Genomic DNA, 13,054 nt, shown 5'->3' on the forward strand with positions numbered 1-13,054 from the left:
AACATGTTGCGTATTTCGAGATTGCTGGCGGCGACATTCGCCATCGGGTCCTTGATGATCGGCACCGCGCGGGCCGAAACCGTCCTGCGCTCTTCGGACACGCATCCGGACGGCTATCCGACAGTCGAGGCGGTCAAATATATGGGCGAACTGATCAAGCAGCGCACCAACGGGCGCTATTCGATCGAGGTCTATCATTCGGCGCAACTCGGCGAGGAAAAGGACACGATCGAGCAGACCCAAGCCGGCGTCATCGACCTCGATCGCGTCTCCATGGGGCCGTTCAACGGCATTGTGCCGGAAACCGCTGTGCCGTCGTTGCCCTACATCTTCCGCTCGGTCGAGCATATGCGCCATGTCATGGACGGGCCGATCGGCGACGAGATCCTGAAGGCCTTCGAAGCGCATGACCTTGTCGGACTCGCTTTCTACGATTCCGGCGCGCGCTCCTTCTACAACACCAAGAAGGACATCGCCTCGATGGCAGACATGAAGGGCATGAAGTTCCGCGTCATCCAGTCGGACGTCTTTGTCGACATGGTGAACGCGCTCGGCGCCAACGCCACGCCGATGGCCTACGGCGAGGTCTATTCGGCGCTGCAGACCGGCGTCATCGACGGCGCCGAGAACAACTGGCCGAGCTTCGAATCCGCCAAGCACTACGAGGTCGCCAAGCACTACACGCTGGATCAGCACCAGATCGTGCCGGAGGTGCTGGTGATGTCGAAGGCAAGCTGGGACAAGCTCGCGCCGGAAGACCAGGCGATCGTGCGCCAGGCGGCCAAGGACAGCGTCGTCAAGATGCGCGAGCTGTGGGACGCGCAGGAAAAGAAGTCACGCGACATCGTCGAGAAGGCCGGCGTCAAGGTCAGCGAGATCGACAAGCAGCCGCTGATCGACGCCATGAAGCCGGTCTACGACAAATATCTGTCGACTCCCGAGCTCAAGGACCTCGCCGCCCGTATCCAGGCGACGAAATGACCGGGATGGGCAACGGGCCCGGTGGCACGGAGGTTTCCGCGCTGCCATCCAGCCGGTCGGGTCCGAAAGGGTTCTGGCTGCGGGTGGAACGGACCCTTTCCGGGCTTGCGCGGTTGGCGTTATGGGTAAGCGGCACCGGGCTGACGCTGATGACTGTCATCATCTTCTGGCAGGTTTTCTCGCGCTACATGCTGAACCGCTCGCCGAGCTGGACCGAATCCTCATCCGTGCTGCTCATGGGCTGGTTCATCTTTCTCGGCGCCGCCGTCGGCGTGCGCGAGCGCACGCATCTCGGCTTCGACGTGCTGCTCTATGTCTTGCCTGCCTCGGCCAAGGCGGTGCTGCGCAGCATTTCCGATCTCGTCGTGCTGGCCTTCGGCGCCGGCATGATCGTCTATGGCGTACAGCTGGCCAGGCTGACCTGGAACACAGTGATGCCATCGCTCGCCTTGCCTGGCGGCGTCAGTTTCCTGCCGGTCATCCTGGGTGGCGGGCTGGTCTGCCTGTTTTCACTCGAGCGGCTGGCGGGGCGCTTTGCCGGGCTGCCGGTCGATGCCGACATCTACGCAACCGGCGAGGAGCTTTGAACCATGGCGCTGATCGTGCTTTTCGGCACTTTCGTCTTCCTGCTGGTTATCGGCACGCCGATCGCGTTCTGCCTCGGCGTCGCCAGCTTCGCGACGATCCTCACGATCGGCCTGCCACCCGTCGTGGTGTTCCAGCGGCTCAATTCCGGCGTCAGCGTCTTTTCGCTGATGGCCATCCCGTTCTTCATCTTCGCCGGCGACCTTATGGTTCGCGGCGGCATCGCCGCCCGCCTGGTGGCATTGGCCGGGTCTCTGGTCGGCCATCTGCGCGGCGGTCTGGGCCAAGTCAACATTGCCGCGTCGACCATGTTCGGCGGTATTTCCGGTTCGGCGGTGGCCGATGCCTCAGCGGTCGGCGGGCTGATGATCCCGCAGATGAAGGCGCGCGGCTACGGCGTCGACTATGCCGTCAACATCACCTCAGTCGGCGCCATCATTGCGCTGCTGATCCCGCCGTCGCACAACATGATCATCTATTCGATCTCCGCCGGCGGCCGCATCTCGATCGCGGATCTGTTCACCGCTGGCGTTCTGCCGGGGCTGTTGCTGGCCTTGTCACTGATGGTCACCGCCTATCTGGTGGCAAGCCGGCGCGGCTATCCGACGGAACCGTTTGCCGGTTTCGGCCGGGCCTTGCAGTTGCTTGTCGCCGCCATTCCCGGGCTGATCCTGATCGGCATCATCTTTGGCGGCGTCCGATCCGGTATCTTCACCGCCACCGAAAGCTCGTGCATTGCCATCGTCTATGCTTTCCTGGTGACATTGATCATCTACCGGTCGATGAGCTGGAACGATTTCGTCACCGCGACCACCGCGGCGGTGCGCACGACAGCGATGGTGCTGATGATTATCGGCTGCGCCGCGGCCTTCGGCTGGCTGCTGGCCTATCTCCGGGTCCCGGCAGCGCTTGTCGCGTTTTTGCAGTCCGTGTCCGACAACAAGCTGGTCATACTGCTTCTGATCAATGTCGTCCTGCTTATCCTCGGCACATTCATGGACATGTCGCCGCTCATCATTATCACCACGCCCATCTTCCTGCCGGTGGTCATGGCCTATGGCGTCGATCCCGTGCATTTCGGCGTCATCCTGATCCTCAATCTCGGCATCGGCCTTTGCACGCCGCCGGTCGGCGCGGTGCTGTTCGTCAGTTGCGCCATCGGTCGCATTCCCATCTGGACGGCAATGCGCTCGATCTGGCCGTTCTATGGAGCGGCCTTCGCGGTGCTGATGCTTGTCACCTACATACCGGAAATCTCATTGTGGCTGCCGAGCCTGTTCCATTAGGAGGGCACCACGTGTCCCAAACAGTTGCCGACCTCAGGGTCGAACGCAAGCCGAAGCTGTCGGAGACAGTGGTCGCGGCGATCCGCAAGCAGCTCTTGGCAGGCGAGGTTCCGCCCGGACAGAAGCTGCCAACCGAAGGCCAGCTGACGGAGACTTTCGGCGTCAGCCGCACGGTCATCCGCGAGGCGCTGGCCAAGCTTGCCGCCGATGGCATGGTCGAAGCGCGGCAAGGCGCCGGCGTCTTCGTCAGCGAGCACATCTCGACGACCTTCGGCGTTTTGGCCGCCGACATGGGAGCCAAGGATTCGGTCGCGCTCAACGTGCTCGAGGTCCGCCTCGCGATCGAGATCGAATCGGCGGGCCTAGCCGCCATCCGACGCAACGCCGCCCAGGAGGCCGCGATCCAGGAGGCCTTCTTCGAGTTCGAGCGGCTGCTGCTCGCCAGCCAGCCGACCGGCCCGGCCGACCTCGCCTTCCACCGCACGATCGCCAGCGCCACCAACAACCCGTTCTATGTCGAGATGCTCGATGTGCTGGGACGCCGCGCCATTCCCTGCGACGTGACCTCGCCCTGGTCGACAGAGCTCGTCCAGTCGGACGAGTACCAGCGCGGCCTGCAGCGCGAGCACCTCGTCATCCTCAATGCGATCTCGGCGGGCGATGCCGAGGCCGCGCGCGAGGCGATGCGCACGCATCTGACCCGCAGCCAGCAGCGCTACCGCGAGCGGCTGCAGGCCAGACAGGCCTATTATGCCAATTCGCTGAAAGCGGCATCGACCGAGTGACCGTCAGACAAGGCCTAGAAATGGACCAGACACACACCGAATTTTCCTCGCGCTTCGCCATCGATCCTATCGCCGCCGCGGCCATGGGGACCGACGAGCTGCGCCACCATTTCCACGTCGAGGGGCTTTTCCAGCCGGGCCTTGTCAGCCTGACCTACACGCATTACGACCGCATGATCGTCGGCGGCGCCATGCCGGTCGACAAAATCCTGCCGCTCGAGGCGATCAAGCCGACCGGAACCAAGGCTTTCCTCGACCGCCGCGAACTGATCGCCGTCAACATCGGCGGCGCGGGGACCGTCATGGCCGACGGCCTGCCTTACGAATTGGCGGTGCGCGACATGGTCTATCTCGGCATGGGCACTGAGCAGGTGTCGTTCGCCTCGGCGGAGCCCGATAAGCCGGCAAAATTCTACCTGCTGAGCGCGCCGGCGCATCGGACCTATCCCAGCCAGTTGATCCGCATCGGCGACGCCAGGCGGCTCGACCTCGGCAGCCAGGCGACCAGCAACGAACGCTCGATCTTCCAGTTCATCCACGCCGACGGCGTCAAGACCTGCCAGCTCGTCGTCGGCATGACGCAATTGGCGCCTGGATCGGTGTGGAACACCATGCCCTGCCATGTGCATGACCGGCGCATGGAAGCCTATCTCTATTTCGATCTGCCGGAAGGGCAGCGCGTCTTCCACTTCATGGGCGAACCGGACGAGACGCGCCACATCGTCATGCGCAGCGAGGAGGCGGTGCTGTCGCCGGGCTGGTCGATCCATTCGGGCGCCGGCACATCCAACTACGCCTTCATCTGGGCGATGGCCGGCGACAATGTCGACTATACCGACGTCGACCAGGTGGCGATGGATCAATTGCGGTGAGCGATCTTTCCGCCTTCAGCCTCACGGGCAAGCGCATCCTGGTCACCGGCGCCAACACCGGCATCGGGCAAGGCATCGCCGTGTCGGTCGCGCGCGCCGGCGGCGTGGTCGTCGGCGCAGGCCGCTCGGCGATGGACGAGACGGCCGGGAAGGTCGCTGCGGCGGGTGGCAGCTTCGAAGCGGTACGGGCCGATCTCGGCGATCCGGCCGAGGCAGTTGCGATGCTCGACCGCGTCTGGGGCGAGAGCGGCCCGCTGGACGGCCTCGTCAACAATGCCGGCATCATCCGGCGCGCCGACGCGGTCGACCTCAGCGAAGCCGACTGGGACGAGGTGATGGACGTCAATTTGAAGACGGTCTTTCGCCTCTGCCAGGGTTTCGCGAGGCGCGTGCTTGCCGAGCCGGGGCGGCGCGGCAAGATCGTCAACATAGGCTCGGTGCTGAGCTTCCAGGGCGGCATCCGCGTTGCCTCCTACACGGCCTCGAAGCACGGCGTGCTCGGCCTCACAAGGCTGCTCGCCTGCGAATGGGCGGCAAAAGGCATCAACGTCAACGGCATCGCGCCGGGCTATATCGAGACCAACAACACCGAAGCCTTGCGCGCCGATCCCGACCGCAGCGCCGCGATCCTCGGGCGCATCCCGGCCGGACGCTGGGGCCAGCCCACCGATATCGGTGACGTGGCGGTGTTCCTGCTCGCGCCGGCGTCGGACTACGTGCACGGCGCGGTCATGCCTGTCGATGGCGGCTGGCTGGCGCGATGACAGTTTCCTGCTCCTTTCGAATGGACGTTGAGTGATGACCGATATCTTTTCCCATGTAGGCGAAAAGGCCTGGGAGCCGACGCCGGACGGCAACAGGCGACGCGTGCTGGTGCACACCGATGAGTTGATGATGGTCGAGTTCGCCTTCGACAAGGGCGGCATCGGCGCGCTGCATTCGCATCCGCACGTCCAGGCAAGCTATGTCGCCGAGGGCCGCTTCGAGGTCACCATCGACGGCCGATCGGAGATCCTCGAACCAGGAGGCAGCTTCATCGTGCCGTCCAATCTCGTGCATGGCGTCAAGGCGCTGGAGGCCGGGCGGCTGGTCGACAGTTTTGCGCCCTGCCGAGCCGATTTCCTGGGCTAGATCGTGATGGCGTTTCGTTGAATCGCCGTCACGATCTAACTCTTTGCTGGAGCATGATCTTTCTCCGAAAACCGGTTCCCACTTTTCGGGATCATGCTCTAGAGCGTTTCAGCGTTTCACGGAAACGCCGGACTGCACCGGAGCGGCTTCACGCCTTTCCGGCACCGGCGCGGCCGCCGCGTGGTCGCGGCAGCCTGCCGCGAGCAGGCGATGCGCGGCATCGAGTATGGCCTCGACCGGCGTGTCGGCGACATTGGCCGAACGGCCTCGCCTGGGCGCCGTGACGACCTCGACCGTATTCGAAAGCGGCCGCCAGCGCTCCATATTGGCGCCGTTGTTGACGATCACCGCCGGCGTCATGACGGTGGCCATGAGATGCGCCAGCCCGCCCTCCATGCCGATATAGGCGACCGCCATCTCGCCCAGCGCCAGCAGGAGATCGTCGAAGCCTGCGACGTCCGGCGCGAGTTCCGGGCTGGCCACTTGGAGGCGGCTTTCCCTTGCGACCAGAGCCTGCGGGGTCGGTCCGCTGCCGGGGGTCGCCAGATACAGCACCCGGTAGCCGGCACCGATGAGATTGCCGGCGACGGCCACCACTTGATTTTCGCTCATGCACTTCCTGCCCTGGGCATTGCCGCCAAGCAGGACGAGCGGACGCCCGCAACCGTCCCGCAACTGGCGCGCCCGCGCGCGGGCGGCGTCCGGAACATCGAGCCTGTGATCGAAAGGCAGATGCCGGCCCGCCAGGCGCTCGATGAGCCGGTGATAGCGCCAGGCATTGTGTTCCGGCCGCAGCGTCAATCGCGTGCCCCAGCGCAGCGACAGAAGATGGCCGGCAAAATTCGCTTCATAGCGGATGCCCCGGCCCGCGAGTTGCAGAGCCGTGAGCATCAGGCCCGGCACGCCGGTCCGCAGATCGACGACGATGGCCCTCCGGCCGCGCGGCGCGAATTCGGCGAGGATGGCGGAAAGCGGCGTCTTCGTCCTGAAGTCATCGACGAGATGCGCGACATGCTTGCGCAACGCCTGCGAGAGCGATGAACCGCGCATGGCGCCGTAGACGATATGGCTTTGCGGAAAGGCCGTTCTTGCCGCACGCAGGGCCGGAATCCGCAGCAGGCCGTCGCCAAGCGCGTCGTTGCGGGCATAGAAGATCAGCATGGGCGCGGACGAATCCATCGTGACGGCGAATTCCATTGATGTGTGATGCCGCAGAAGCTGGATCGCAAGAATTCTTGCAAGAAAAATCAGCACCCCCGGCTGAAATCCCGCAAGAACATGCCTGGTTTCTTGTATAAGGAAAAGCTTGGCTTTGTCATCCCGCCGGCGGGGACCGGGTTGGCGATGTCAGGCTCGACATGGCCCGGGGGTTCCGGCTTCAAACAAGGCTATTTCGGCCAATGAACCGAGGGCGGCTGGGGCAAGTCGTTCCACGCGATGGGGGTGGATATGCCAAAACTCGGGGCGGCCGTCGGTTTTCTGATGGTCCGGTCAAGCAGGGAGCTTGATCGCCTTGTGACGGCCGTCAAAATTCGCTGGCGGTCGAGGCCGAATGCGTGGGCCGCGCGGGCCAACAAGATATTCATAGCCGGGTGCGCGCGCAGCGGAACGACCCTGACGCAACGCATCATGAAAAGCTTCGAGGACACTTTCGTCTGGCCGCCCGAGGCGCGGCACACGAAATTCTATCTGCTGGACCGCCGGGAAAACAATCTGGTCGTCAAGCGCGATTCCCGGGCCTTCGCCCACCTTGCAAAATTGCCTGCCGACATCGGTCTCGTCTATTGCGTTCGACATCCTTTGGATGTGCTCACCAGCGTGCATCCGCAGACCATGGGGGAACGTCGATTTCACACCACGGCGGACCGCTGGGTGCTGGAATACGCGCTGCTGAGCCTGAGAAAGGCGCAGCCGGCGCGCGATATTCTCTACGTGCGCTACGAAGACACGATCGCCGGCCCGGACGCCGTGCAGCGAATCGCAGATCGGTTCGGGCTCCGCCCGAGAGTGCCGGTGACCGGGGACGGGCAGCGCCCTATCCACGCGCGCTCGCTGCGCAAGTGGGAGCGCAACGAAGACTATCGCGCCTATCTTCAAGGTCAGCTGTCACCGGCCGTTCTTGGACCCATGCATGCCTTCTGTCGCGAATTCGGCTACGACATGCCTGCCTGGACCGGCGCTACCGGGTGAAGCATTTCAGCGCTGCTGCAGCGCCAGGCGTATGCCGAGCGCGCAATAGATGCCGCCGACCGCCTTGCCCTGCCATTTCAGCACTGCCGGATTGCGGCGCAGTAAGGAACCCAGGCCGCCCGCGCTGACGGCGAAGACGACCGTGCTGAAGAGCCCGAGCAGGACAAAGATGATGCCCAGCGTCATCAGCTGCAGCACCACGAAACCGGATTGCGGGTGCACGAATTGCGGCAGGAAGGCCAGGAAGAACAGCGCGGTCTTCGGATTGAGCACTTCGGTCAGGATCGCCTGCCGGAAGGCCCTGCCCGCCGAGACGGGCAACGACCTAGCCGACGGATCGGCTGGCGCCTTTTCGAAAATGGCGCGGATGCCGAGGTAAACGAGATAGGCCGCGCCGATATATTTGACGATGCTGAACAGCGTCGCCGAAGCGGCGATGACGGCCGAGATGCCGACGATGGCCATGATGGTGTGGATCACATCGCCTGCGGCGACGCCGGCGCCGGTGGCGATGCCGACCTTCGTGCCCGAACTCGTCGCCCGCGCGACCGTGAGCAGCGTCGCCGGCCCCGGGACGAGGACGAAGCCGAACACGACCGCGATATAGGTGATGAGCGTGACGGGGTCGATCATGCGAGGGTTCCTTTGCGCCAGCCGCCGCCCTTCATCGGGCGGCCTGGCGTCATAGCACCGCAGAACGGGCCGGCGAAACTCCGGCGGCGATGCCGGCGTCGCCGCGAAGCGGAACGGCCTGGCGGCCCGTCAGGCTTCGACGATTTCATCACAGCGTCCTCGCCTTGGCGGTGCGTGTTCGGGCAGGCCCAGGCTTTGGCTTCCGTTTTAACGCACGCCGTTGTATCGAAACGACAAGGCCGAACGATGCCGGACCGGCCATCGCCAAGGCGCCTGCCGCGCGCGGCGGCGGCAGGATCAATCCTTGAAGGGGGCTGGCTTGGAAGAGCAAGCGACACGTGACACCCAGCGAAACCGGGCTGGAACGTGCAGGCTCCACAACAGGCTGGCTGGTCGTCGGAACGGAACCGGCGACCGGAAGCAGCCCGCCGCATGATCGCGCAACCCGTTCTCACCGCAAGGCGGCATGGGCTCATCGTGACGCCGGACATGTTGCCCGGCGGCGATGGGATCAACATCAACGGACCGTCGCTGATCGGCATGCCCGACTGGGCGCCCGGGCGGCTCGGCGCCTATTATCTCTATTTCGCCGACCACAATGGCTCCTATATCCGCCTCGCTCACGCGGATTCGATCGAGGGTCCGTGGCGCATCCATCCCGGCGGGGTGCTGTCGCTCGATCAATGCCCCTTCATCGAAGGCCACATCGCGTCTCCCGACGTTCACGTCGATCAGCGCCGGCGTCGCTTCATCATGTATTTTCATGGACCGGCAAAAGGCAGGGAAGGCCAGATGAGCTTTGCCGCGACATCCGGTGACGGCCTTCATTTCAATCCGCTTTCCGAGCCGCTCGGGCCTTCCTATGCCCGGTTCTTCCACCACGGCCAATGGTGGTACGGTCTTCTCGGGACAGGGGCCGTCACCGTCTTCCGCTCCAGGACCGGCATCTCCGATTTCGAACGGGGCCCGGCCGTTCTTCACGGCATGAACCGTCTCCCCGTCCCACGGCATCTGGCGCTGCAGAAATCCGGTCGCTGGCTGCGGGTCTATTACACGCGCAGGGGCGACGCGCCGGAACGGATCCTTCACGGCACGATCGATCTCGCCGAGGACTGGCGAAACTGGACGGTGCGGGGTGAGACCGAACTGCTGCGGCCGCAGATGGATTTCGAAGGGGCGGGCTTGCCGGTCCGTCACAGCCGGGAAGGCCCTGCCAAGGGCAGGGAGAACGCGTTGCGCGACCCCGCCATTTTCGAAGAGGACGGGCGAAGCTGGCTGCTCTACGCCGTCGCCGGGGAGAGCGGCATCGCCTTGGCCGAGATCATTTCGAGGGACGTTCCTGCCAAAGCAGTCCGGACGCCGGCGACCACTCTGCGGCGTGGCGCAAGACGGCTGTTCTGGCGCTTGCGCAAGGCTGCGCCCTGGCTGCCCTCGGCAATGACGTCTCGCAAAAGAATCTTCATTGCCGGCTGTGCCCGCAGCGGAACCACGCTCAGCCGTCGCTTGATGGGGTGCTTCGACGATATCTATGTCCATGCGGACGAAGCGCCCTACCGGACGCTGCTCGAACTGGATCGGCCCGAATTCAATCTGGTCGTCAAACGCACCTATGAGAGCCATAAGGACATCGAGCATTTGCCGGACTCGATCGGGTTGATCTATTGCGTGCGGCATCCTTTCGACGTGCTCACCAGCTCTCATCCCGAGACTGTGAACGAGCGGCGCTTTCATGTAACGACCGAGCGCTGGGAGGCGGAGTATGACGGATTGATGCGCCTTAGAAAAGCTCAGCCTGAAAGAGCCGTTTTCCATCTGCGCTACGAGGACTTGATCGCTGAACCCGATATCGTCCAGGGCAGGATCGCTCGGTCGTTCGGTCTTTCACCGGTCACTCTGTACAGCCGGGATGCGGACAATCCGATACGGCCGACGTCGCTGAAAAAATGGGAGCGCAATGAAGAATTCCGGACCTATCTGCACGGGCTGCCGGCGGCGTTCCTCGCCCGCGTGGAAAGCTTCTGCCGCGAATTTGGCTACGACATGCCGGCCGACGCCTTGAACGCGGGAACGGCGCGGTGATGCCGGCACAGGCAGCGGGCCTGCGGGCCGAGGACCACAAGCGGCGCGTCCTGAAGGATGTGTTCGGCTTCGACGATTTTCGCCCGGGGCAGGCGAGCGTGATCGAGGCGTTGCTGGCCGGGCGCCATGTGCTGGCGGTCATGCCGACGGGCGCCGGCAAGTCGCTCTGCTACCAGGTTCCGGCGCTGGTCAAGGGCGGGCTCACCATCGTGGTGTCGCCGCTGGTGGCGCTGATGCAGGACCAGGTCGCCGCCTTGCGCCTTGCCGGGGTGGCCGCCGACACCATCAATTCCTCGCTCGACCGCGACGCCAATGTCGCGGCCTGGCGCCGCGTCGCGTCCGGACAGACGCGGCTGCTCTATATGGCGCCGGAGCGGCTGATGACGGAGCGGATGCTCGAAGCCCTGTCCCGGCTCGATATCGGCCTGATCGCCATCGACGAGGCGCATTGCATCTCGCAGTGGGGCCCGGCCTTCCGGCGCGAATATGAGGACCTGTCGCGGCTGCGCGGGCTGTTTCCGCAAGCGCCCATCATCGCGCTGACGGCGACGGCGGACGAGGCTACCCGCGCCGACATCGAAGCGCGGCTGTTTGCCGGGCGGGCCGAGACCCTGGTGCTGGGCTTCGACCGGCCCAACATCAAGCTGGCGATAGAGCCCAAGCAGGACAGCAAGCGCCAGCTGCTGCGCTTCATCGAGCGCCACCAGGGCAAGAGCGGCATCATCTATTGCCTGTCGCGCCGCAAGACGGAGGAAATGGCGGCCTTCCTGGACAAGAACGGCGTGCGCGCGCTCGCCTATCATGCCGGCATGAGCAAGGACGCGCGGGAGGCGAACCAGAACGCGTTCATGAGCCTCTCCGGCGTCGTCATGGTGGCGACCATCGCCTTTGGCATGGGCATCGACAAGCCCGATGTCGCCTATGTCTTCCACACCGACCTGCCCGGCAGCCTGGAGGCGTATTACCAGGAGATCGGCCGTGCCGGACGCGACGGCCGGTCGGCGGAAGCCCACATGCTCTACGGTGCCGGCGACATCCGCACGCGGCGGATGTTCATCGACGACGAGGACACCTCGCCTGAGCACAAAAGACGTGCGCATCGCCGGCTCGACATGCTGATCGGCTATTGCGAGACGGCGCAGTGCCGGCGCCAGGTGCTGCTCGGCTATTTCGGCGAGGAGGCGCAGGCCTGCGGCAATTGCGACAACTGCCTCGACCAGGCGCCGCGCGCCGATGGCGGGACGGAGGCGCGGATCATCCTCGCGGCGGTCGCGCAGAGCGGCGAGCGCTTCGGCGCCGCCCATGTCATCGACATCCTGCTCGGCCATGAGACCGAAAAGGTGTTGGCCAGGGGCCATCAGAAGCTCGCCAGCTTCAAGACCGGCATCGTGCACAGGAAGCCGGTCTGGCTGTCGCTCATCCGGCAACTCGTCGCCGGCGGCTTCCTGATGCCGGATCCCGACGGCCATGGCGGTCTCGCCATCTCGGAAGCTGGCCGCGCGCTCGGGCGTGGCGAGGTTGCGTTCGAGTATCGTGTCGAGGGCCGGGACCGTCTCGCGCGCGGCAGGAAGCGGGCCGCGCAGGGTTCCGCCATGGGCGGCGAGGGCGTGGACACTTCCTTGCTGGCCGCGCTCAAGACGTTGCGGCTGCGGCTCGCCAAGGAACGCCAGGTGCCGGCCTATGTGGTGTTTTCCGACCGCACCCTGATCGACATGGCCGAGCGCCGTCCGCGCGACATCGACGATTTCGCCGAAGTCAACGGCGTTGGTGCAGCCAAGCTCAAGGAGTTCGGGGAGGCGTTCTTGAGTGCGATCGCGGCGCACCCGTCAGAAAGCTGACAAGACGTATATCTCAGCCTACTGCCGCCGGAGTCTGCCGCTCAACCCACGCCTTGGATGGCCTGAACCATGGCATTTGCGGCTTCAACGGACTGGAGGCCAGCTTCGCGCACCAGCGTGCGCCAGGTGAAGAAGCTCAGCGCCACGCGCAGCATCGCTCGCTGGCTGCCGCCAAGGCCTTCGCCGAGCACTCCCTGGCAGGTCGCGAAATACGGAACGATGCTCGTCTCGACAGCCTCCCGGGTTGGCGGGTGATGTTCGGCGTCGCGCAACACGCTGGCCACCACGCTTTCATTGCGCCCGTACCATTCGTAGATCGCCAGCAGCGCGATCCTCATCCGTTCGCCTGGATCGGCCACAACTCGCCACGGCTCCGGGCTCGGCAGCGGATGCGTCTCCATGTGCGTGCTCGAGCAGGCCTGCAGCAGGCTGCGCTCGTCGGGAAAGTGGGCGTAGAGCGTGTGTCGCTGAACGCCGGCACGCTCGGCGACCAAGCTGAAGGTCGTTGCTGCGGGACCAACGCTACCGTGCAGGTCGATCGCAGCTTCGACGATGCGCCGCCGGGTTTCCGCCTGCTGCTCGGCACGGCGTTTTAGGGTGTATTTGCGGGTCATGTATTTAAATGCACACGTATGTGCACCCATTGTTGACAGGGCTCTAATATTTCGCTACAC

General features: G+C 64.6%; 14 protein-coding genes. 11 read left to right on the plus strand and 3 right to left on the minus strand.

The window, feature by feature from the left end:
• Positions 1–3: 3 nt before the first annotated feature.
• From FJ414_RS22045 to FJ414_RS22075, 7 genes are read left to right on the plus strand one after another with little or no spacing between them, the layout of a single operon-like run.
• Positions 4–981: a TRAP transporter substrate-binding protein gene (locus FJ414_RS22045; protein WP_140646489.1), complete on the plus strand. Its 978-nt coding sequence runs from the start codon at positions 4–6 to the stop codon at positions 979–981.
• Positions 982–986: 5 nt separating this feature from the next.
• Positions 987–1,568, plus strand: a complete 582-nt coding sequence (locus tag FJ414_RS22050; RefSeq protein ID WP_140646567.1) for a TRAP transporter small permease — start codon at positions 987–989, stop codon at positions 1,566–1,568.
• A gap of 3 nt (positions 1,569–1,571) precedes the next feature.
• On the plus strand, positions 1,572–2,852 hold the full coding sequence (locus FJ414_RS22055; RefSeq protein WP_140646490.1) for a TRAP transporter large permease: 1,281 nt from the start codon (positions 1,572–1,574) through the stop codon (positions 2,850–2,852).
• An 11-nt stretch (positions 2,853–2,863) separates the two neighbouring features.
• The gene (locus FJ414_RS22060; protein WP_140646491.1) at positions 2,864–3,637 is read left to right on the plus strand and encodes a FadR/GntR family transcriptional regulator; all 774 of its coding nucleotides are present in this window, start codon (positions 2,864–2,866) and stop codon (positions 3,635–3,637) included.
• A 20-nt stretch (positions 3,638–3,657) separates the two neighbouring features.
• Positions 3,658–4,509: a 5-dehydro-4-deoxy-D-glucuronate isomerase gene (gene kduI, locus FJ414_RS22065; RefSeq protein ID WP_140646493.1), complete on the plus strand. Its 852-nt coding sequence runs from the start codon at positions 3,658–3,660 to the stop codon at positions 4,507–4,509.
• On the plus strand, positions 4,506–5,273 hold the full coding sequence (kduD, locus tag FJ414_RS22070) for a 2-dehydro-3-deoxy-D-gluconate 5-dehydrogenase KduD (RefSeq protein WP_140646495.1): 768 nt from the start codon (positions 4,506–4,508) through the stop codon (positions 5,271–5,273). The genes kduI and kduD overlap by 4 nt, the downstream gene beginning before the upstream one ends.
• A 34-nt stretch (positions 5,274–5,307) precedes the next feature.
• Complete coding sequence (locus tag FJ414_RS22075) at positions 5,308–5,640, plus strand: cupin domain-containing protein (RefSeq protein WP_181181675.1); 333 nt, start codon at positions 5,308–5,310, stop codon at positions 5,638–5,640.
• Between the two features lie 108 nt (positions 5,641–5,748).
• On the opposite strand, the gene FJ414_RS22080 is transcribed toward FJ414_RS22075, so the two are convergent.
• Positions 5,749–6,837, minus strand: a complete 1,089-nt coding sequence (locus FJ414_RS22080; RefSeq protein ID WP_140646500.1) for a glycosyltransferase family 9 protein — start codon at positions 6,835–6,837, stop codon at positions 5,749–5,751.
• 9 nt (positions 6,838–6,846) lie between these two features.
• On the opposite strand from FJ414_RS22080, the gene FJ414_RS22085 reads away from it, so the two are divergent.
• Both FJ414_RS22085 and FJ414_RS22090 read left to right on the plus strand, forming a co-directional pair.
• Positions 6,847–7,044 (plus strand): hypothetical protein, encoded by a 198-nt coding sequence (locus FJ414_RS22085; protein WP_140646501.1) that lies wholly within the window; start codon positions 6,847–6,849, stop codon positions 7,042–7,044.
• A gap of 45 nt (positions 7,045–7,089) precedes the next feature.
• A complete protein-coding gene (locus tag FJ414_RS22090) occupies positions 7,090–7,830 on the plus strand; it encodes a sulfotransferase (RefSeq protein ID WP_140646502.1) in 741 nt (246 codons plus the stop codon).
• A gap of 6 nt (positions 7,831–7,836) precedes the next feature.
• Here the strand turns inward: FJ414_RS22090 and FJ414_RS22095 are convergent, their stop codons facing one another.
• Positions 7,837–8,463 (minus strand): LysE family translocator, encoded by a 627-nt coding sequence (locus tag FJ414_RS22095; protein WP_140646503.1) that lies wholly within the window; start codon positions 8,461–8,463, stop codon positions 7,837–7,839.
• A 666-nt stretch (positions 8,464–9,129) separates the two neighbouring features.
• Here FJ414_RS22095 and FJ414_RS31890 point away from each other — a divergent pair.
• Together FJ414_RS31890 and recQ are read left to right on the plus strand one after the other, a co-directional pair.
• Positions 9,130–10,542 carry a sulfotransferase gene (locus tag FJ414_RS31890; protein WP_246672475.1) on the plus strand — a complete coding sequence of 471 codons (1,413 nt, stop codon included), beginning with the start codon at positions 9,130–9,132 and terminating at the stop codon, positions 10,540–10,542.
• Positions 10,542–12,380 (plus strand): DNA helicase RecQ, encoded by a 1,839-nt coding sequence (recQ, locus tag FJ414_RS22105; protein WP_140646504.1) that lies wholly within the window; start codon positions 10,542–10,544, stop codon positions 12,378–12,380. The genes FJ414_RS31890 and recQ overlap by 1 nt, the downstream gene beginning before the upstream one ends.
• Before the next feature lie 41 nt (positions 12,381–12,421).
• Here the strand turns inward: recQ and FJ414_RS22110 are convergent, their stop codons facing one another.
• Complete coding sequence (locus tag FJ414_RS22110; RefSeq protein WP_140646505.1) at positions 12,422–12,994, minus strand: TetR/AcrR family transcriptional regulator; 573 nt, start codon at positions 12,992–12,994, stop codon at positions 12,422–12,424.
• Between the last annotated feature and the right edge of the window lie 60 nt (positions 12,995–13,054).

Origin of the sequence: Mesorhizobium sp. B3-1-6 (assembly GCF_006439555.1) — a bacterium.
GTDB lineage: Bacteria > Pseudomonadota > Alphaproteobacteria > Rhizobiales > Rhizobiaceae > Mesorhizobium.